The organism is Paraburkholderia dipogonis, assembly GCF_042680985.1.
In the GTDB taxonomy this organism is placed as follows: Bacteria; Pseudomonadota; Gammaproteobacteria; order Burkholderiales; family Burkholderiaceae; genus Paraburkholderia; species Paraburkholderia phytofirmans.
Genome location: NZ_JBHUFR010000035.1, coordinates 56,452 through 75,817, shown reverse-complemented (window position 1 = coordinate 75,817; position 19,366 = coordinate 56,452). Strand labels below are relative to the sequence as shown.

Below are 19,366 nucleotides of genomic sequence, written 5' to 3'. Positions count from 1 at the left end.
TAGGTTCAGACCTTCAGCCACTCATTGGAAGGACGTTGTTCCTCGACCGCATACGATCAATCGCATCAATAAACTGCTGCCGTGGGCCGTCGCACTCCAGTTGTCTTGGGTTGTTACCGCATTTCCCGAAGTCCTAAAAAAGCATTCATCACTTCCTCAAACCCCTTCCTGCGACAGTCCGGCAGCATCCGTCCGTCTTAACATTCACCTTAAAATACTGTATAAATATACAGTGAAAACTCCTCACCCCATGCTTGCTCGATGCTAGGCAGGGCGGAGCATTCCCTAATTCAAGAGCGTGTCTATGGCAGCAGCGATTCAGCTTGCGACGTCCGCCCTGTCGTCCCAATTACGACGTCAGGTGTGGCAGGGCAATGAGCTTGCCGAGGCAGACTCGCGTGTGATTTCCAGCGGCTATGCCGAGCTGGATTGTTTGTTGCCGGGGCAAGGCTGGTCAGCTGGCGGTCTGACGGAATTGTTGATCGAGCATGGTGGAGTGGGTGAAATACGTCTGCTGGCCCACGCGCTGTGTCATCTGACAAAGCACGCTAAGCGGCATGTCATGCTCGTGGCGCCTCCGTATCAGCCATGCGCTGCCGCATTGAGAGCCTGGGGTGTCGATGTCGAGCGAGTTTTATGGGTCCGATCGAGTGAAGACCAGGCCTTGTGGGCCGCTGCTCAGGCCTTGAAGCAGGATGGCATCGGCGCGGTCCTGGTTTGGCTGCCGAATGCGCGTGCCGACAAGGTCAGGCGTCTGCAAGTGGCGGCTCAGGAGTCGGCATCGCTGGCATTTTTGATCCGGCCTGTCGAAGCCGCCACGCAATCTTCCCCGGCGCCATTGCGAATGATCTGTGAGCCGCTCTTGCCGGCCAATGCGCAGACGATCAACCGTCGTCAATGGCTGCAGGAGATTGGTGTGTCGATCGACATCTTCAAGCGTCGCGGGCCGCCGCTAGCCGAGCCTCTTCGTCTCGTTTTGCCTTTACAAAGCGTCTTGTTGCCGGAAAACGGAGTGAGTGGCCATCAAGGGCCAGAGATTAAACATGCTGTGGATCGCCGTCACATTGCCACTCTTGTCGCTGGAAGCGGTGAAGCCTCTCGCGCCGCTCCCGGATGGTTCGCTCGCGAAGCCGAATCGGCGTGAATCGTGCGACGAGACAAGCCAACTTCACGATGCCGACAACATCGTCGAAGGGCGTTGTTACGCGCTAGCCGACCACGCGCACATTCTGATGCCGGATTTCGACGCACTGCGCGCCGGCGTGCACGCGGGTCATTCGCGTTCGTACGCCTTGGCGTTGGCGCCGGGGCTCGAACTGCTTGCCGCCGACGCCGCCCGCGAAACCCAGGCATTCGAAGCCATAGCGCTTGCCTTGCTGACGTACACGCCGAAAGTATCGCTTGCCGAAGCACATACCCTGTTGCTGGAAGTCGGCTCCGGGTTGAGGTTGTTCGGCGGCTTGCGCGCGTTGTTGTCGCGGGTGGCGGCCACGGTGGCGGAATTCGGCTACACGGCGCGCATCGCCTGTGCGCCGACTGCCTGGGGAGCGTGGCTATTGGCGCAGGCCCGCGCCGTTCGGCAGAAGAATCGCTGGCACGTGGTCAAGGAGACGTCGCTTGCGCGTGTCCTCGATGGTTTATCGGTATCGCTGCTGCCGGTCACGCAAGCGCATCGCGATGCGCTTGCGCACGTCGGCTGCACGACGCTGGCCGATTTGCGTCAATTGCCGCGCTCCGGTGTCGTGCGACGTTTCGGCAGCGGCATTCTGGATCTGCTGGCGCAAGCGTATGGCACGCGCCCGGATCCACGCGAATCGTTTCGTGCGCCGGCGTCGTTTCATGCGCAACTGGAATTGCCCTCGCGGGTCGACAACGCGGATGCCTTGCTGTTCGCCGCGCGTCGGCTGATCGTGCAGCTGGCCGGCTGGCTGAGCGCGCATCACGCGGCGCTCAGCGGCTATACGTTGCTGCTCGAGCATGAGTTGGCGTCCCGTCATGCGCCGACGACATCGAGCCTGAGGGTCGCGTGGGCCATACCGTCGCGCGATGCCGAGCATCTGATCTGGTTGCTGCGGGAAAAATTGAATCAGACCGTGCTGGCGGCACCGGTCATCGAGTTGAAGCTGGTCGCGGATCAAATCGCCGAATATGCCGGGCAGTCGGACACCTTGTTTCCCATGCCCGAATCCGATGGCGATTCGATTGCGCGTCTGCTCGAACGCCTGAGCGCGCGGTTGGGGCCGGAGAATGTGCTGCAGATGTCGGTGCAGGACGATCATCGTCCCGAGCGGGCAATGCGCGTCGAAGCCTACGAGGCGCAAGCGTTTTCGCGCAAGAAGCGTTCGCCGGCGAAAACCCGGACAAAAGTTAAAGCAGACCACGCCTGGCTGACCGATGCATTGCAGCACGCCGCATCGGCGGAGGAGGGGCGCGCAGACGGCGATTCGCTTGCGCGAGTGGCACTAGCGGCACAGGCAGCCCAACAGCTAAACGAAACAGCCAACGCAAGAAACAATCGCCGATCCGGCTCCCAACCGGCCGATACCCAAACCTCGCTCGATCTACCCGACAGTGCGTTGCCGTCGCAGCCTCGCCCGGTCTGGATGCTTGACAAACCGCTGCGCCTGATGATGCGCGATCAGCGGCCCATCTATCGTCGGCCGCTGAAAATGCTCACGCGCACCGAGCGGATCGAAGCAGGGTGGTGGGACGGCAACCGGGTGGAGCGCGATTACTACGTCGCGGCCGATGACCGCGGTCACATGTTCTGGGTATACCGCGAACGCCTTAACGGCGAGTGGTATTTGCAGGGTTTGTTCGGCTGACCATCATGCCACTAACGCAGCCGTCATTTCTCGCGCAGCAGCCACTCGCCACTCAGTTGCCGGCGTATGCGGAATTGCATTGCCTGACTAATTTCTCGTTTCTGCGGGGCGCATCGCATCCCCATGAGCTCGTCGAGCAGGCGATGTCGCGCGGCTACAGCGCGCTCGCCATCACCGACGAATGCTCGTTGGCCGGCGTCGTGCGCGCTCACACGGCGTTGAAGGAAATCAAAACGGAGCGGGAGCGTCAGCAGAAAGAGCGCGAGGACAAGGCAAACACTGCGCAACCGGAAGCGCGTTCGGAAGACGCGACACAAATCGAAGCGTCGCAACAGGAACCCGCGCAACAGGAAACCGCGGAAGCCGAGGCACTGAAACCCCTCCCTCACCTGATCATCGGCAGCGAACTCAATCTGACCGACGAAACCGGCGATCCCTTCTGCACCCTCGTTGCGCTCGCAACCAACCGCAACGGTTACGGCAATCTTTCCGAACTGATTACGCTGGCCCGCTCGCGCGCGGACAAAGGCAGCTATCGCCTCGGTCCGTCCGACTTCACCAACTCTTTACCCCATCTGGCGCATCTAAAAACCTTACCCGATTGCGTCCTGATGCTCGTGCCGCAGCGCACGGCGACGCTCTCGCATACGCTGCGCTGTGCGCATTGGCTCGCCTCGTTCGCTGCACAACGGGCGTGGATCGCGCTCGAACTTTGGCAAACGGGCAGCGACGATCTTCAGATCGACGCCTTGCGCATGATTTCAAAAGCGAGCGGTTTGCCGCTGGTCGCGGCAGGCGGCGTTCTCATGCATGCCCGATCGCGCAAGCCGTTGCAGGACACGATGACCGCCATTGGCCTCGTCACGCCGCTATCGCAATGCGGCCATGCGCTCGAGGCGAACGCGGAGCGGCACATGCGTACGCGTGTGCGGCTTGGCAAACTGTATCCGCGCGATACGCTGGAAGAAACGCTGCGTATCGCCGCGCTATGCCGTTTCTCGCTCGACGAACTCAAGTATGAGTATCCCGAGGAACTCGTGCCCGCCGGCGAGTCGCCGTCGAGTTATCTGCGCAAACTGGTCATGGCCGGCGCGATGGAGCGCTGGCCCAAAGGCATAGACCTGAAGCGAATCGGTCAGATCGAAAAGGAGTTGGGGCTGATCGCTGATCTGAAATACGAAAAGTATTTTCTGACGGTGCACGATATCGTGAGTTTCGCGCGCTCCAGAAACATTCTCTGCCAGGGGCGAGGATCGGCGGCGAATTCGATCGTTTGTTATTGCCTGCACGTCACGGAAATCGATCCAGTGCACATGAACATGCTGATCGAACGCTTCATCTCGCGCGCGCGCAACGAGCCGCCTGATATCGACGTCGATTTCGAGCATCAGCGGCGCGAAGAGGTCATTCAATATATCTATACGAAGTACGGCCGTCATCGGGCGGCGCTGACTGCGTCGCTTATTACATATCACGCGCGCAGTGCACTGAAGGACGTCGGCAAGGCGCTCGGTCTCGAGGTGTCGTTGATCGAGCGGATCAGCAAATCGCAACAATGGTGGGACGGCACGGATGCAGTCGCCAAATATCTGGCCGAAGCGGGCTTCGACGCCAATTCGCACATCACGCAGAATCTGATTCGTCTCACGAAGGAGTTGCGCGCTTTCCCGCGTCATCTGTCGCAACACGTCGGTGGCTTTGTGATCGCGAAAGACAAACTGTCGCGACTCGTGCCGATCGAGAACGCGACGATGAAAGACCGCAGCGTGATCGAGTGGGACAAGGACGATATCGACGCGCTCAAGTTGCTGAAAGTCGACGTGCTGGCGCTCGGCATGTTGTCGGCGATCCGGCGCGCGCTGGAATTTGTCGCGTTGCGGCGCGGCTTTCCGAAGTTCAGGGTGCAGGATATTCCACGCGAGGATCGCGCCGTCTACGAAATGTGCGGCCATGCCGATACGATCGGCGTATTCCAGATCGAATCGCGAGCGCAGCAAAGCATGTTGCCGCGCCTGAAGCCCAACAAGTACTACGATCTCGTGATCGAAGTGGCGATCGTGCGGCCCGGGCCGATTCAGGGCGGCATGGTGCATCCCTATCTGCGCCGCAAGCAGGGGCTCGAGACGGTCGACTACGCGAAGGATGAATTGCGTCCCGTGCTCGAGCGCACGCTCGGCGTGCCGATTTTCCAGGAACAGGTCATGCATCTGGCGATGGTTGCGGCGAAATATACCGGTGAGCAGGCCGATCAGTTGCGGCGCGCGATGGCGGCATGGCGGCGCAGCGGCAACCTCGCGAAGTATCAGAAGGATTTGAACGAGCGGATGCTCAAGCGTGGTTATGAACAGGAGTTCATCGACCGCATCTGCAAACAGATCGAAGGCTTCGGCGAATATGGTTTTCCGGAGAGCCATGCGGCGAGTTTCGCGCTGCTCGTCTATCTCAGCGCATGGTTGAAGCGCTATGAACCGGCTGCTTTTCTGGCGGGTTTGCTGAACAGTCAGCCGTTGGGGTTTTATTCGCCGTCGCAACTCGTTCAGGATGCAAAGCGTCACGGCGTCGAGGTATTGCCGCCCGACGTGACCTTGAGCGATTGGGAGTCGACATTCGAGAGGCGCGGCCACGAAGGACAGCGGATCTCAGCGGACGAAACCTGTTTGCATCGCCAGCAAGCCGTAGTCTCCGCGCAGCAGTTGCGCGACCTTTCGCTGCGGCGTTTGACGGTGAGCAGGACGGTCCGGCGCGCGGCGCAGCGATTGACTGCCCGCGTGTTTCAACCGTCGAGCACTTATGGCGCGCGCGGTCCCGCTGTGCGCATCGGCATGCATCTGATCAAAGGCTTCTCGCAAGCGGCGGCCGAACGCATCATGGCCGCCCGGAACGAAGCACCGTTTACCGATGTCGACGATCTGGCGCGCCGCGCGGCCCTGACGCGGCGCGATCTCGAAGCGCTTGCCGCGGCGAACGCGCTGGTCAGTATCGCGGGACATCGACGCGAAGCATGGTGGGCCGTGACGGCGCAGCACACGGTGCCCAAACTGCTGCGCGATGCGCCGATCGCCGAAGCGCCGCTGATGTTGCCGCAGGCAGCCGAAAGCCGCGAAATCGTCGACGACTACGCGAGCCTTGGCCTCACGCTCAATCGTCATCCGCTTGCGCTCTTGCGTGCACGTCTTGCCCAGCATCGTTTTCGCACGGCCGCCGAACTCGCCGCGTGTCAGCACGGCACGCTGGCGCGAGCGTGCGGCATCGTCACCGTGCGGCAGCGGCCGGGCACGGCAAACGGCACGGTGTTCGTTTCCATCGAAGACGAGACCGGTTCGATCAATGTGATCGTCTGGCCGTCACTGGTGGAAAAGCAGCGCAAGGTTTTGCTGGGCGCATCGTTGCTGGCGGTCTACGGCGTTTTGCAGCGCGACGACGGCGTAGCGACTGGCGGCGACGTTGCCGGCAACGGAGTGAGCGCGAATCAGGCTAAGACGAAACGGAAGAACAAGGGTGAGGTGATCCATCTCGTCGCTCATCGCCTTGAGGATCACAGCGAATGGCTGGGCGAACTGGCCACGGCGAGCCGCGATTTTCATTGAGGGCGGTTCGCGGTGGCCCAAGCGCGCCGGCTCGACGCAAGGCCGTCGTGCCGGCGCGCATCGGTCGAATCACAACACGGGCGGCTCGCCGCGCTCAACCCTATCTGCCAGACAAAACGTTCTATGCGTGCGCGGCGCCGCGCCACGGAAATGTCGCTAACACCTGCCGAATCGCTGTATCGAACGGCGTGCGCCGGCCTATGCCGAGCGCCTCGAGGCGGCTCGAAGCCAGGTGGCAGTTATGCGGCCGAGGCGTCGAATCGGCCGGCGTAGCTTGCGGCGTCAGATGCGCGTCGAGTTGCAACGCTTCGGCGAGGCGCACGGCGATCTCGTATTTGTTCATTGGTTCGTCGCCGGACCATTGCACGATGCCGCGGATCGCGTTGCCTTGCGCGTGCCATTCGAGCATCTGCCGGATCACGAACGCGACGTCCGGCGTGAAGGTGGGGTAACGGATCGCCCATGCATCCATGACGGCGGGTGTCCTCCCCGGCGCCGCCGACCCGGCGATCGCTGGCACCAGACTCGTGACGGCCGACTCCGCCCAACTGACGATCGGCCCGTACAGCAGCGGCAGACGCAACACGCAACCGAGGTCGGTCGATTCAGTCAGCGCGCGCTCGCCTGCGAGCTTGCTGTGCCCATAGGCGTTGAGCGGCGCCGGCACGGAATCGTGCTGGTAGGGCGGGTGCGTGCCGTCGAACACATAGTCGGTAGAGATCGACAGCGTCCATGCGCCGCGCCGGTTTGCCGCCGTGGCAAGGGTGCGCACCGCATCGACATTCAGCGCGCGAGCCAGCGCGGGATCATGCTCGCACACGTCCGGCCGACGCTCCGCCGCGGCAATCACGAGCGCGTCCGGCGCTTCGCGTTCGACGAACTGCTCGACCGCCTGCGCGTCGCGGATATCCAGCGCGACCTTGCCCGGCGCCGGCCGGCTGAATGCCGTGGCGACGACTTGCCAAGCGCTCTGCTGCGCCAGTTCGTCGACGAGCGCGCGGCCAAGCAGCCCGGAGGCACCAATGACGGCAACTTTGAACATGATGAACTCGCTTAACGGGCCGCGCCGGGCGAGCCGCTGGCCGTGCCGCTCGTGATGCTCGTCACGGTGTAGCCGGCTTCGTCGATGGCAGCCTTGAGCGTCTCGGCCGGTTGCGCCGATTCCACCGCGACGCGCCCGGACGCCAGATCCACGCGGACTTGCGCGCCGTTATCGTGTTCGCGGATGGCGTTCGTGACCGCCGTCACACAATGCTGGCAGCTCATGCCTTCTACCTGGAATTCGATCGTCATCGGGGTTGCCTCGGGAAAATGGATAGTGCGACGGTTGAATTATGCCTGCCGATCCGCAATTCAGTGGATGACCTTCCCATTATGGGAAGGTGTACGATCGATGCATACACTGGAGAAACGCCCATGAATATCGGTGAAGCGGCCCGCGCGTCGGGCCTCACGGCGAAAATGATCCGCTACTACGAGAGTGTCGGCTTGCTGGCGGCGAAATCGCGTACCAGCGCCAACTATCGCGTATACGGTCCGCAAGAGGTTCACTCGCTGCGCTTCATCCGCCAGGCGCGCCGGCTTGGTTTTTTGATCGAGGATATTCGACGGCTGCTTGCGCTATGGCACGATCGCTCGCGGGCTAGCGCCGAGGTGAAGACCATTGCACTGGAGCACGTCGCGGAACTCGATCGCCGCATCGCCGAACTGACCGACATGCGCGACACGCTGGCGCATCTCGCCGACCACTGTCACGGCGACGATCGTCCTGATTGTCCGATTATCGAGCGGCTCGCCGACACGGATCTGGTTTCGGGGCAGGGTTGTCATCCGATTTGAGATTGTGTTTTGCCGCAGGTGCAACCTTGTCCTTCGATTTATCGCAACCGCCGTCATATTTGCACCGCTATTGGGCATAAAAATATGGGGCGACATCGGTTGATGCTGAAATTCGATCTCAAATTGAATTAGATCAGTCATTTACGCACACCACACACGTGCACCATTCCAAATCGGAATGCACGTCATGCGGGCATTTCACTAGCCAGGTCGCACTATAGGGCTATAATCCGGGTTAACCCTTTTACGGGAAATCCCTGATGCCCAATCCACCGGGGATTCAATCTGATCCTTGGAGAACATCATGTTTGCATACGTACTTGAAAAGCTGAGCACCTGGTTTGAAACCGCTGAACGCACCCGTCGCGAAGCCTACCTGGCATCGTCGTCGGACATCGTCCAGCTCGAACAGCGCATCCGCTCGCTCGAAACCAACGGCTACTCGCTGTAAGTTTCATCGGCATCGCGTTTGACCCGGCGGCGTTCATCGCGGCCACGGCAGTAAAAGCATCAAGCCCCGTCTAAGCGGGGCTTTGTCACATCTGGACTACGAGTATTTCAGGCAGACGGCGCTTGCACGCTACGCGTGGCGAATATCGACTAGCCTCGCGGCGACTGTCGCGGTAAGGTAAAGCGTTTTTTCGCGAAATCCGGCTTTCCCAAACTCAACCGGTCCGCCCATGCCACTTGTCCGCCCGCTCAAATCCATTTTGGCTGTGACCATTGCAGTCTCGCTGAGCACGGCCTTCGCCGTGTCGAGCGCTTATGCGGCGTCGGCCAGCGCGCGCAAGCCGGTGATTCTCGATTCGCAGAATGGCATCAACGACGGCCAGAGCGGAACCGTGCTGCAGACCGCGCCGCTTTCGCATCAGCCGATCGTCGAAGCGCAGCCCATTGCGACGCCGGCCGAACTGGCGCCGAATTCGTCGATCCCGATCGTTGTGGCGCCTTATATACAGTTGCCCACAGGAGGAGGTACGTTGCCGCCGCAACCGCAGCCTCGTCCAGCGCCTCGGCCGCAATAGGCGCTCGCTCTCTGCGTCAGATCCGAGCGCCACACGTGGCGGTCCCTCCAGCGCAACCGCAGCGTGGTCTAGCGCCTCGGCCTTGGCAAGTGCTGGAGACGCGACTTCCCACGGCAGTGCTTCCCATCTTGGTCAATGCCTGTCCGTGCATGGCCAACTCTCCGACGCACGGGTGCCCGCATGAGCGTGCACTCGATTGACCCAATTTCTCCTCTTCGACCAACGACAACAGCGCGGCCTCAACGCGAGCGCAGACCAAGAATCTGCAACTCATGCGCCGACGCGTCGCGTGCGCCATTGGGGTTTGGGCGCATGGCGCGGCCGCAACCGTCCGACGACAATCATCGCGCGCGGTCTCTCGCCAGCGACTCGAGCCACACATCAAGCCGGGCACGACCGCATCGAACGAAAAACAGAAGAAGGAGACATCGAATGCAGACCCACTGGATGCGACAGGCTGCCGGCGCCTGCCTTACGCTGCTTGCGCTTGCCACGTTGCCTGGCGCCGCGTTTGCCAAAGACACACCGGAAAAGCCCGCGCTGACCATGGCCGTCGGCGGTCTGCCGGGCCTTTACTATCTGCCGGTGCTCGCCGCGCAACAGTTGGGCTACTTCAAGGACGAAGGCCTCGACGTCACGCTCGAGGATTTCGCGGGCGGATCGAAGGCGTTGGAAGCGGTCGTGGGCGGCAGTGCCGACGTCGGCGCCGGCGCGTTCGAGCACACGCTGTTCATGCAGGAGAAAGGGCAGCATTACCGGGCGTTTGCGCTGATGGGGCGCGCGCCGCAAATCGTCGTCGCGGTGTTGAAATCGAAGGCCGATCAGCTCAAGACTCTAGCGGACTTCAAAGGCGCCAAAGTCGGCGTGAGCGCGCCGGGTTCGTCGACGGATCTCGTGCTCACCGTGGCTTTGCGCAAGGCCGGCGTGCAGCGCAACGAGATTTCGGCGATCGGCGTGGGCAGCGGCGCCTCCGTGCTGGCCGCGGTAAGCGGCGGCCAGATCGACGCGCTATCCAACGTGGATCCAATGATGACCAAGCTGGCGCGCAGCGGCGCGATCAAGGTGCTGGTCGACACGCGTACGGTAAAGGGTACGCAGGAGGTGTTCGGCGGCACGATGCCGGCGGCGACGCTTTATGCCTCGGACAATTTCATCCAGAAGTATCCGAAGACGACGCAGGCGCTCGCCAATGCCATCGTGCGCGCGGATCACTGGCTGCAGGGCGCGAGCGACGCCGATCTGCTGAAGATGGTGCCGCCGGCCTATTTGCTCAACGATTCGGCGCTTTATGTGGAGGCTTTTCACAACGTGCGCGACGCTTATTCGCCCGACGGCTTGATGCCTGCTGACGGCCCGGCGACGTCATTGCGCGCGTTGTCCTCGTTCGATAACCGGCTCGATCCGAAAAAGATCGATTTGAACGCGACATATACCAACGACTTTGCCCGGAAGGCCGCGGCGCAGATCAAATAGTCGGTGGCTTGGGCTGACTGAGCAACTGGGCCGGCCGCGCGCGTCGTGCGCGCGTGGCCGGCGAAAACAACGCTAGCCCGGCTCGGCGAACTGTATGCTCGGAGGCCGCAAAAGCTCAGAAGCCACAAAAGCGTGAAGGCCGCAAAGAGCCCGCGACCAACAAAAGCTCGCAGCCCACAACAAGAAATTCAGTCGCCGCGATACTCCACCTTAAACTGTGCGGCCTTGTCTTCGCCGAGCGCCTTGACGAGCCAGGGCATCTGATCCTTCAGCGTTTTTGCCAGCGTATACGGCGGGTTCAGAATGAACATGCCGCTGCCAAAAAGCCCAAAACCATCCTCTGGCGGATTGCTGACAGTCAGGCTCACGTGCAGCCAGTTCTTGTCCTGCAACTTCTTCAGCTGGTCGGGGAAGCGCTGCGACTCAGGGCGCCTCACCTGCGGATACCAGACGGCATAAGTGCCGGTCGGAAAACGCTTCAGGCTTTCTTCGACGCAGCGCAGCGTGCGGATGTAGTCACGCTTGTCCTCATACGATGGATCGAGCAGCACCAACGCGCGACGAGGGGCCGGCGGCAACAAGGCGAGAATGCCGTCGAAGCCGTCGCCCGCATACAGCATCGCGCGACGGCCCGCGTCGCGGAAATTGTGGCGCAGCACGTCGATTTCGGTGGTGTGCAGTTCGAACAGGCGCATGCGGTCCTGTTCGCGCATCTGCCGCCACGCGATATAGGGCGATCCGGGATAGAAACGCAACTGGCCGTCCGGATTGAGCGCGCTCACTTCGTCGACGTAGTCGGCGAACATCGGCGGCAGGTCGTTGCGCCCCCACAGTTTGCCGATGCCGGTCTGGAACTCGCCGGTTTTGGTCGCGTAACCTTCCTTCAGCGAGTAGACGCCGGCGCCCGCATGCGTGTCGATATACCAGTAGGACTTGTCCTTCTGGCCAAGGTAGCGCAGAAGCTGCAACACGACGGCGTGTTTCAGAACGTCGGCGTGATTGCCTGCATGAAAGGCGTGGCGGTAGCTGAGCATGATGAGGAGACGCTGAAAGAGGGCGTGCCGCTCCAGGGCGGATTCGGCGATGCGGATGCAATGCGGCTGCACAGTGGACATACGGCGCCGGTGTGCAGCGCGGTCGCGTATTGTACGCGACGCCGCGTTGCGCACCGCGCATTGCGGCGGGTTGCACGCGCAACGCGGCCATGGCCGCCGTGCGACTACGGCGATGTTGCGCGCTCACCCGAGTCCGATCAGTCGTGCGCGTCGCCGATGATTTCCTCGATGCGCGTCTTGATTTCCGGCGTGATTCGCTCGGCGACGTCGGCGGACTTCATGTTCTCGCCGATCTGTTCGACTCGCGACGCACCCGTTATCACGGTACTGACATTCGGATTCTTCAGAATCCAGCCAATGGCAAGTTGACCGATCGTGCAGCCCAACTCGTCCGCCACTTCGCCGAGCTTGCCGACCACGTTGTTCTTGCCCGCGTCGGTGACCTGCTTGCGGAGCCAGTCGTAACCCTGCAATTGCGCGCGGCTGTCGGCCGGCACGCCGTCACGGTATTTGCCGGTCAGCAAGCCGGATGCGAGCGGGCTCCAGGTAGTCAGCCCGAGACCGATATCCTCGTAAAGCCGCTTGTATTCCTCTTCGACGCGCTTGCGATGGAACAGGTTGTACTGCGGCTGCTCCATGACCGGCTTGTGCAGATGATGCCGCTCCGCGATGTCGTAAGCGGCGCGGATTTCATCGGCGCTCCATTCGGAGGTGCCCCAGTACAGCGCCTTGCCGCGAGTGATCATGTCGCTCATGGCCCAGACGGTTTCCTCCACAGGCGTGTTCGGGTCCGGACGATGGCAGAACACCAGATCGACATAGTCGAGTTGCAGCCGTTTGAGCGAGGCGTCGATCGCGTTCAGCAGATATTTGCGGTTCAGCGTGTGGTACTGATTCGGTGCTTCCGCGAGTCCCCAGAAGAATTTCGTCGACACCACGTAGCTCACGCGCGGCCACGCCAGTTCCTTGAGCGCCTGGCCCATGATTTCTTCGGATTTGCCGCCGGCATATACCTCGGCGTTGTCAAAGAAGTTGACTCCCGCGTCACGCGCGGCCGCGAGCGATTCGCGTGCCGCGTGGGTGTCCACCTGATTGCCGTAGGTGACCCACGAGCCGATGGACAGTTCGCTGACTTGCAGGCCGGAACGGCCCAGACGTCGATAATTCATGCATTCCTCCTTGTTGGTGATGCCACCGGAATCCCGCCGAAACGTCCAGTTTAAAGAGATACGCTTGGACGCGCAGTTTACCGATGCAGTTCACGCGCTTCATGCACAATAGCAGCGTTGGCCGCAGTGCAGCATTCGGCCAGACGGCCTATATCGTCTGGCTGACTTCCCGCTGCCCGCGGCCCGTGGTCTCATTGCTCATCAACTGCATGGAGGTTATGGATGTCGTCAACGAACACGAATCTGAATGGCAAGGTTGCGGTTGTTACGGGCGCCGCAAGCGGCATCGGCAAGCAGATTGCGCTGACTCTTTCCGCAGCAGGCGCGGCTGTCGCGATTGCCGACTTGAATCAGGACGGTGCGAACGCCGTCGCTGAAGAAATCAAAAAGGCCGGCGGCAAGGCAATCGGCGTGGCGATGGACGTCACGAGCGAAGACGCCGTCAATCAGGGCATCGACAAAGTGGCCGCGGAACTCGGCTCGGTCGATATCCTCATTTCCAACGCCGGCATCCAGATCGTCAATCCGATCGAAAACTATTCGTTTTCGGATTGGAAAAAGATGCAGGCGATTCACGTGGACGGCGCGTTCCTGACCACCAAGGCCGCGCTCAAGCACATGTACAAGGACGATCGCGGCGGCATCGTGATCTACATGGGCTCGGTCCACTCGCACGAAGCGTCGCCGCTCAAATCGGCGTATGTCACGGCCAAGCACGCGTTGCTAGGGCTCTCGCGCGTGCTCGCCAAAGAAGGCGCCAAGCACAACGTGCGCTCGCATGTGGTGTGTCCGGGTTTCGTGCGCACGCCGCTCGTCGACAAACAGATTCCGGAACAGGCCAAGGAACTGGGCATCAGCGAGGAAGACGTGGTCAAGCGCGTCATGCTGGGCGGCACGGTCGACGGTGTCTTCACCACGGTGGAAGACGTGGCGCAAACGGTGTTGTTTCTGTCCACGTTCCCGACGGCGGCGCTGACCGGCCAGTCCTTTATTGTGAGCCACGGCTGGTACATGCAATAAGGAGGTGCCTATGGCGCAACGCAATCTCAAGCGGGCGCGCGTCGGCGCGCCCGGCGACGGGGAAGGCGAGGGCGCCGGTCCGGCGCCCGCCGCGCATCCCGGCCGGCACCTCCATTTGCCCAAGTACGAAACCGTCGCCTTGATGCTGCAAGGCGGCGGCGCGTTGGGCGCTTATCAGGCCGGTGTCTTTCAGGGACTTTACGAGGCCGGCATCGAGCCGAACTGGCTGGCCGGCATTTCGATCGGCGCATTGAATACGGCAATCATCGCCGGCAATCCGCCGGAAAAGCGCGTTGAACGGCTGCTGCAATTCTGGGAGACGATCTGCCAGCCAGCCTTCGGGCCGCCGCTGCCTGCGTTTATCGAGCACGCTCTCTTCAATTCCAGCGACGCTATACGCAAGGCTTTTACGGCAACGCAGGCCGTGGGCGCCATCGTCGAGGGGCAGAAGGGCTTTTTTGTGCCGCGCTTCCCGCCGCCGTTGCCCACGGTGTCCGGGCCGCCGCAATTGGCCAGCTATTACGACACCACGCCGTTGAAGGCCACGCTCGAAGCGTTCTGCGATTTCGACCGGATCAATTCGAAGGAAATGCGCGTCTCGGTGGGGGCGGTCAATTGCGGCACGGGAAATTTCGCGTACTTCGATAACACGCACACAACGCTCAGGCCCGAGCATTTCATGGCGTCAGGCGCGTTGCCGCCCGGTTTTGCGGCGGTCGAGATCGACGGTCAGTACTACTGGGACGGTGGTTTGATGTCGAACACGCCGCTCTACGAGGTGATCCAGTCCACGCCGCGTCGCGACACGCTCGCTTTCCAGGTCGATCTCTGGAGCGCGATCGGACCGGTGCCGGACAACATCACCGACGTGCAAGGGCGCATGAAAGATATTCAGTATTCGAGCCGCACGCGTCTCGTGACCGATATGCTGCAGCGGTCGCAGCGTTTCCGGCACGTGTTGCGTGAGGTGCTGGATCGCGTGCCGTCCGATCAGCGTGACGACCCCTGGTGCAAGCTGGCCGAGGATCTGTCGTGTTCGAAGCGCTACAACGTGGTCCATCTGATCTACCGGCACAAGGAATACGAAGGTCACTACAAGGACTTTCAGTTCGGCCTGTCGACGATGCGCGAACATTGGCAAAGCGGTTTGGAGGACATCCGTCATTCGCTCGCGCAACCCGATTGGCTCGACATGCCGGATAACGACGCGGGCTTTGTCACGCACGATATCCATCGGGATGCGCGCTGAGGGAGGCACCAGTCTGAGCGAGCAACAAGCAACAAGCAACAAGCACGTTGCACACCGCACCGCCACAAACAAAAACGGCGCCCTAAAAGGGCGCCGTTTCCACAACCAGTTCCAGCAGAGCGCGTGCAATGAATGCCCGCGCCCGCCAATACTTACTTCAACACGAGAGCGACCGCGTTGGCCACCACGTCGAGATTGCGCGTATTCAGCGCAGCCACGCAGATGCGACCCGTGCTCACGGCGTAGATGCCGAACTCTTCACGCAGGCGGTCCACTTGCGGCGCCGTCAGACCCGAGTACGAGAACATGCCGCGTTGCGCATTCACGAAGCTGAAATCGCGATCCACGCCGCTTGCCTTCAGACGTTCGACCAGACCGTTGCGCATGGCGCGAATACGGTCACGCATTTCGGCCAGTTCGGTTTCCCACGTGGCGCGCAGTTCCGGCGACGCCAGCACGGCCGCAACCACCGAGCCGCCGTGCGTCGGCGGGTTCGAGTAGTTCGTGCGGATCACGCGCTTGAGTTGCGACAGCACGCGAGCGGATTCCTCCTTGCTCGCCGTGATCACCGACAGCGCGCCGACGCGCTCGCCATACAGCGAGAACGACTTCGAGAACGACGACGACACGAACACGTTCAATTCCGACGCTGCGAACAGACGCACGGCTGCAGCGTCCGCTTCGATGTTGTCGCCGAAACCTTGGTAAGCGATGTCGAGGAACGGCACCAGGTTTCGCGCCTTGACCACTTCGACGATCTGCTTCCATTGCTCGACGCTCAGGTCCACGCCGGTCGGGTTATGGCAGCACGCGTGCAGAACGACGACGGTGCCTGCCGCGTAGCTGTTCAGCGCGCTCAGCATGGCGTCGAAATTGACGCCGTGGGTTTGCGCGTCGTAGTACGGATACGAGACGACTTCGAAGCCTGCGCTTTCGAACAGCGCACGGTGGTTTTCCCAGCTCGGATCGCTGATCGCGACCTTCGCGTTCGGATTCAGGCGCTTCAGGAAGTCCGCGCCGATCTTCAACGCGCCCGTGCCGCCCAATGCCTGCGCCGTCACGACGCGGCCCGCTGCGATCAGCGGCGAGTCGTTGCCGAGCAGCAGTTTCTGCACGGCGGCGTCGTAAGCGGCAATGCCTTCGATCGGCAGATACCCGCGCGGCAGCGCAGCTTCGACGCGCGCCTTTTCGGCGTCGCGCACGGCGCGCAGCAGCGGAATCTTGCCTTCTTCGTTGAAATACACGCCGACGCCAAGGTTGACCTTGGTGGTGCGCGCATCGGCGTTGAAGGCTTCGTTCAGGCCCAGAATCGGGTCGCGGGGAGCAAGTTCGACGGCGGAGAACAGAGACATGATGGGTGGGCAGCAGTAGTGAGAAGAGGGCGGCTTCGATCGCGGACGGCCAGGCAGCGGCGTCCGACGCAAAACGCGGACTCGCTGCGGGCGGCGGCGACCGAGCGCAGCTTCGCATTGTAACGAATTCGCGCCCGTTTTTCGGACGCCAACGCCGTTCGTAGGGAATTTTTTGCTTGAAAAACAGGCACTCCGGCGCCAGTTGGCAAGAGCGGCACTGTCCGCCAAGCCGCCTGAAGATAGCCGGAAAGCGGCCCGCAGCCGGCAAAATTCGGGCTCGCTGCGGCAGTCTGGTCGCCGTGAGCGAATGCCGCGCGACTGTGCCGAAAGGGCCACACCATTGCATCCGAACCGGCCGCGGGACTCCTCAAAACCCTACGCAGACCCGCTCGATCTTCGATTCCCGCAACCCGTTAGAATAGTTCTTTGCCCCCAAGGCCCGGTACCGCCCCCCATGTCCGAACAACATCTGACTGAAGCCGACGAAACGCTGGACGAATCCAAATTCGTCCGATTCGAAGGCTCGCCGTTCCAGCTCTACCAGCCGTATCCGCCCGCCGGCGACCAGCCCACGGCGATCGACACGCTCGTCGAAGGCGTCGAAGATGGCCTCTCGTTCCAGACGCTGCTCGGTGTGACCGGTTCCGGCAAGACCTTCACGATGGCCAATACGATCGCGCGGCTCGGCCGCCCGGCCATCGTGTTCGCGCCGAACAAGACGCTCGCCGCGCAGCTCTACTCGGAGTTCCGCGAGTTCTTCCCGCGCAACGCGGTCGAGTACTTCGTCTCGTACTACGACTACTACCAGCCGGAAGCGTACGTGCCGCAGCGCGATCTGTTCATCGAGAAGGACTCGTCGATCAACGAGCACATCGAGCAGATGCGGCTGTCGGCCACCAAGAGTCTGATGGAGCGGCGCGACGTGGTGATCGTCGGCACGGTGTCGGCCATTTACGGTATCGGCAACCCGTCTGAATATCACAAGATGATTCTGACGCTGCGCACCGGCGACAAGCTCGGCCAGCGCGACATCATCGCGCGTCTGATCGCCATGCAGTACAACCGCAACGAGGCCGACTTCCAGCGCGGCTCGTTCCGCGTGCGCGGCGACACGATCGATATCTTCCCGGCCGAGCACGCCGAGATGGCGGTGCGCATCGAGTTGTTCGACGACGAAATCGAAACCCTGCAACTATTCGATCCGCTCACGGGCCGCGTGCGTCAGAAGATTCCGCGCTTCACGGTGTATCCGTCGTCGCACTATGTGACGCCGCGCGATACCGTGGTGCGCGCGGTCGAAACGATCAAGGCCGAACTGCGCGAACGGCTCGAATTCTTCTATAGCGGCGGAAAGCTCGTTGAAGCGCAGCGGCTCGAACAGCGCACGCGCTTCGATCTGGAAATGCTGCAGGAACTCGGCTTCTGCAAGGGCATCGAGAACTACTCGCGGCACTTCTCGGGCGCGGCGCCCGGCGAGCCGCCGCCTACGCTGGTCGACTATCTGCCGTCGGACGCGCTCATGCTGCTCGACGAATCGCACGTGCTGATCGGCCAGCTGAACGGCATGTACAACGGCGACCGCGCGCGTAAGGAAAATCTGGTCGACTACGGTTTCCGTCTGCCGTCGGCGCTCGACAACCGGCCGCTCAAGTTCAACGAGTTCGAGCGCAAGATGCGTCAGGTGGTGTTCGTGTCGGCCACGCCGGCGGACTACGAGCAGAAGACGGCAGGGCAGGTGGCCGAGCAACTGGTGCGTCCGACCGGCCTCGTCGATCCGGAAATCGAGGTGCGCCCCGCGCGCAGCCAGGTCGACGACGTGCTCGGCGAGATCAACGAGCGCGTCAAGGTGGGCGACCGCGTGCTGGTCACGGTGCTGACCAAGCGCATGGCCGAACAGTTGACCGAGTTTCTGGCCGACCACGGCGTGAAGGTGCGTTATCTGCACAGCGACATCGATACCGTGGAGCGGGTGGAAATCATCCGCGATCTGCGTCTGGGCACCTTCGACGTGCTGGTCGGCATCAACCTGTTGCGCGAAGGGCTGGATATTCCGGAAGTATCGCTGGTCGCGATTCTCGACGCGGACAAGGAAGGCTTTCTGCGCGCCGAGCGCTCGCTGATCCAGACCATCGGCCGGGCGGCGCGGAATGTGAACGGCAAGGCGATTCTCTACGCCGACAAGATCACGGACTCGATGCGCCGCGCCATCGACGAAACCGAGCGGCGGCGCAACAAGCAGATCGCCTTCAACCTCGCGAACGGCATTACGCCGCGCGGGGTGGTCAAGCGCATTCGCGACATTATCGACGGCGTGTACAACGTCGACGACGCCCGCGCCGAACTGAAAGAACAGCAGGCGCGCGCGAAATTCGAGGACATGTCCGAGAAGCAGCTTGCCAAGGAACTCAAGCGCCTCGAAAAACAGATGATGGAGCACGCCAAAAACCTCGAATTCGAGAAGGCCGCGCAGACCCGCGACCAGCTCGCGTTGCTGCGCCAGCGCGTGTTCGGCGCGAACGTCGGCGATCACGTGTCGGGCGTCGATTAAGTCGTCCGTGCACTTGGGGGTGCGGGGATGCGCTGCGCCCCGTCGGGCGATGCCGGGCACTCGCCCGGCATCGCATCACCTCCTCCCCCAGCGCTTCCTTAAGCCCGCCTTAAGACCCTGTTGCCACAAGGCTTGCCGCGCTTTCTCATTTGTTCTCCCATGCGATCAATGATAAACTCGACCAATATTGAGAATGGTTCGCATTAACGTTCGTAATGCCGCCC

15 protein-coding genes are annotated in these 19,366 nt (G+C 61.8%); 10 read left to right on the top strand and 5 right to left on the bottom strand.

The window, feature by feature from the left end:
* Nucleotides 1–304 precede the first annotated feature (304 nt).
* From imuA to ACFSNN_RS37285, 3 genes are read left to right on the top strand one after another with little or no spacing between them, the layout of a single operon-like run.
* A complete protein-coding gene (gene imuA, locus ACFSNN_RS37295) occupies nucleotides 305–1,144 on the top strand; it encodes a translesion DNA synthesis-associated protein ImuA (protein ID WP_134456635.1) in 840 nt (279 codons plus the stop codon).
* Complete coding sequence (locus tag ACFSNN_RS37290; protein WP_134456634.1) at nucleotides 1,044–2,825, top strand: Y-family DNA polymerase; 1,782 nt, start codon at nucleotides 1,044–1,046, stop codon at nucleotides 2,823–2,825. The genes imuA and ACFSNN_RS37290 overlap by 101 nt, the downstream gene beginning before the upstream one ends.
* A 5-nt stretch (nucleotides 2,826–2,830) precedes the next feature.
* Nucleotides 2,831–6,412, top strand: coding sequence for an error-prone DNA polymerase (locus tag ACFSNN_RS37285; RefSeq protein WP_134456633.1), 3,582 nt, complete (start codon nucleotides 2,831–2,833; stop codon nucleotides 6,410–6,412).
* A gap of 121 nt (nucleotides 6,413–6,533) precedes the next feature.
* On the opposite strand, the gene ACFSNN_RS37280 is transcribed toward ACFSNN_RS37285, so the two are convergent.
* Together ACFSNN_RS37280 and ACFSNN_RS37275 are read right to left on the bottom strand one after the other, a co-directional pair.
* A complete protein-coding gene (locus tag ACFSNN_RS37280; RefSeq protein ID WP_134456632.1) occupies nucleotides 6,534–7,454 on the bottom strand; it encodes a dTDP-4-dehydrorhamnose reductase family protein in 921 nt (306 codons plus the stop codon).
* A gap of 11 nt (nucleotides 7,455–7,465) precedes the next feature.
* Entirely contained in the window at nucleotides 7,466–7,705 is a 240-nt protein-coding gene (locus ACFSNN_RS37275; protein ID WP_134456631.1) for a heavy-metal-associated domain-containing protein, read from the bottom strand.
* 123 nt (nucleotides 7,706–7,828) lie between these two features.
* On the opposite strand from ACFSNN_RS37275, the gene cueR reads away from it, so the two are divergent.
* The 4 genes from cueR (at nucleotide 7,829) to ACFSNN_RS37255 (ending at nucleotide 10,749) form a co-directional block, all read left to right on the top strand.
* On the top strand, nucleotides 7,829–8,251 hold the full coding sequence (gene cueR, locus ACFSNN_RS37270) for a Cu(I)-responsive transcriptional regulator (protein WP_134456630.1): 423 nt from the start codon (nucleotides 7,829–7,831) through the stop codon (nucleotides 8,249–8,251).
* Between the two features lie 304 nt (nucleotides 8,252–8,555).
* Nucleotides 8,556–8,702, top strand: a complete 147-nt coding sequence (locus tag ACFSNN_RS37265; RefSeq protein WP_012432419.1) for a DUF3563 family protein — start codon at nucleotides 8,556–8,558, stop codon at nucleotides 8,700–8,702.
* Nucleotides 8,703–8,931: 229 nt separating this feature from the next.
* The gene (locus ACFSNN_RS37260; RefSeq protein WP_134456629.1) at nucleotides 8,932–9,276 is read left to right on the top strand and encodes a hypothetical protein; all 345 of its coding nucleotides are present in this window, start codon (nucleotides 8,932–8,934) and stop codon (nucleotides 9,274–9,276) included.
* Nucleotides 9,277–9,708: 432 nt separating this feature from the next.
* Nucleotides 9,709–10,749, top strand: coding sequence for an ABC transporter substrate-binding protein (locus tag ACFSNN_RS37255; protein ID WP_134456628.1), 1,041 nt, complete (start codon nucleotides 9,709–9,711; stop codon nucleotides 10,747–10,749).
* 188 nt (nucleotides 10,750–10,937) lie between these two features.
* Here the strand turns inward: ACFSNN_RS37255 and ACFSNN_RS37250 are convergent, their stop codons facing one another.
* Both ACFSNN_RS37250 and ACFSNN_RS37245 read right to left on the bottom strand, forming a co-directional pair.
* Nucleotides 10,938–11,783 (bottom strand): 23S rRNA (adenine(2030)-N(6))-methyltransferase RlmJ, encoded by an 846-nt coding sequence (locus ACFSNN_RS37250; protein ID WP_106312447.1) that lies wholly within the window; start codon nucleotides 11,781–11,783, stop codon nucleotides 10,938–10,940.
* Nucleotides 11,784–12,001: 218 nt separating this feature from the next.
* A complete protein-coding gene (locus ACFSNN_RS37245) occupies nucleotides 12,002–12,973 on the bottom strand; it encodes a potassium channel beta subunit family protein (RefSeq protein WP_134456627.1) in 972 nt (323 codons plus the stop codon).
* A 222-nt stretch (nucleotides 12,974–13,195) separates the two neighbouring features.
* On the opposite strand from ACFSNN_RS37245, the gene ACFSNN_RS37240 reads away from it, so the two are divergent.
* Both ACFSNN_RS37240 and ACFSNN_RS37235 read left to right on the top strand, forming a co-directional pair.
* Nucleotides 13,196–13,993, top strand: coding sequence for a 3-hydroxybutyrate dehydrogenase (locus ACFSNN_RS37240; RefSeq protein WP_134456626.1), 798 nt, complete (start codon nucleotides 13,196–13,198; stop codon nucleotides 13,991–13,993).
* 10 nt (nucleotides 13,994–14,003) lie between these two features.
* Nucleotides 14,004–15,242, top strand: a complete 1,239-nt coding sequence (locus ACFSNN_RS37235; protein ID WP_134456625.1) for a DUF3734 domain-containing protein — start codon at nucleotides 14,004–14,006, stop codon at nucleotides 15,240–15,242.
* A 152-nt stretch (nucleotides 15,243–15,394) separates the two neighbouring features.
* On the opposite strand, the gene ACFSNN_RS37230 is transcribed toward ACFSNN_RS37235, so the two are convergent.
* Nucleotides 15,395–16,594: an amino acid aminotransferase gene (locus ACFSNN_RS37230; RefSeq protein ID WP_134456624.1), complete on the bottom strand. Its 1,200-nt coding sequence runs from the start codon at nucleotides 16,592–16,594 to the stop codon at nucleotides 15,395–15,397.
* 454 nt (nucleotides 16,595–17,048) lie between these two features.
* On the opposite strand from ACFSNN_RS37230, the gene uvrB reads away from it, so the two are divergent.
* The gene (gene uvrB / locus ACFSNN_RS37225) at nucleotides 17,049–19,142 is read left to right on the top strand and encodes an excinuclease ABC subunit UvrB (protein ID WP_134456622.1); all 2,094 of its coding nucleotides are present in this window, start codon (nucleotides 17,049–17,051) and stop codon (nucleotides 19,140–19,142) included.
* The last annotated feature ends 224 nt before the right edge of the window (nucleotides 19,143–19,366 follow it).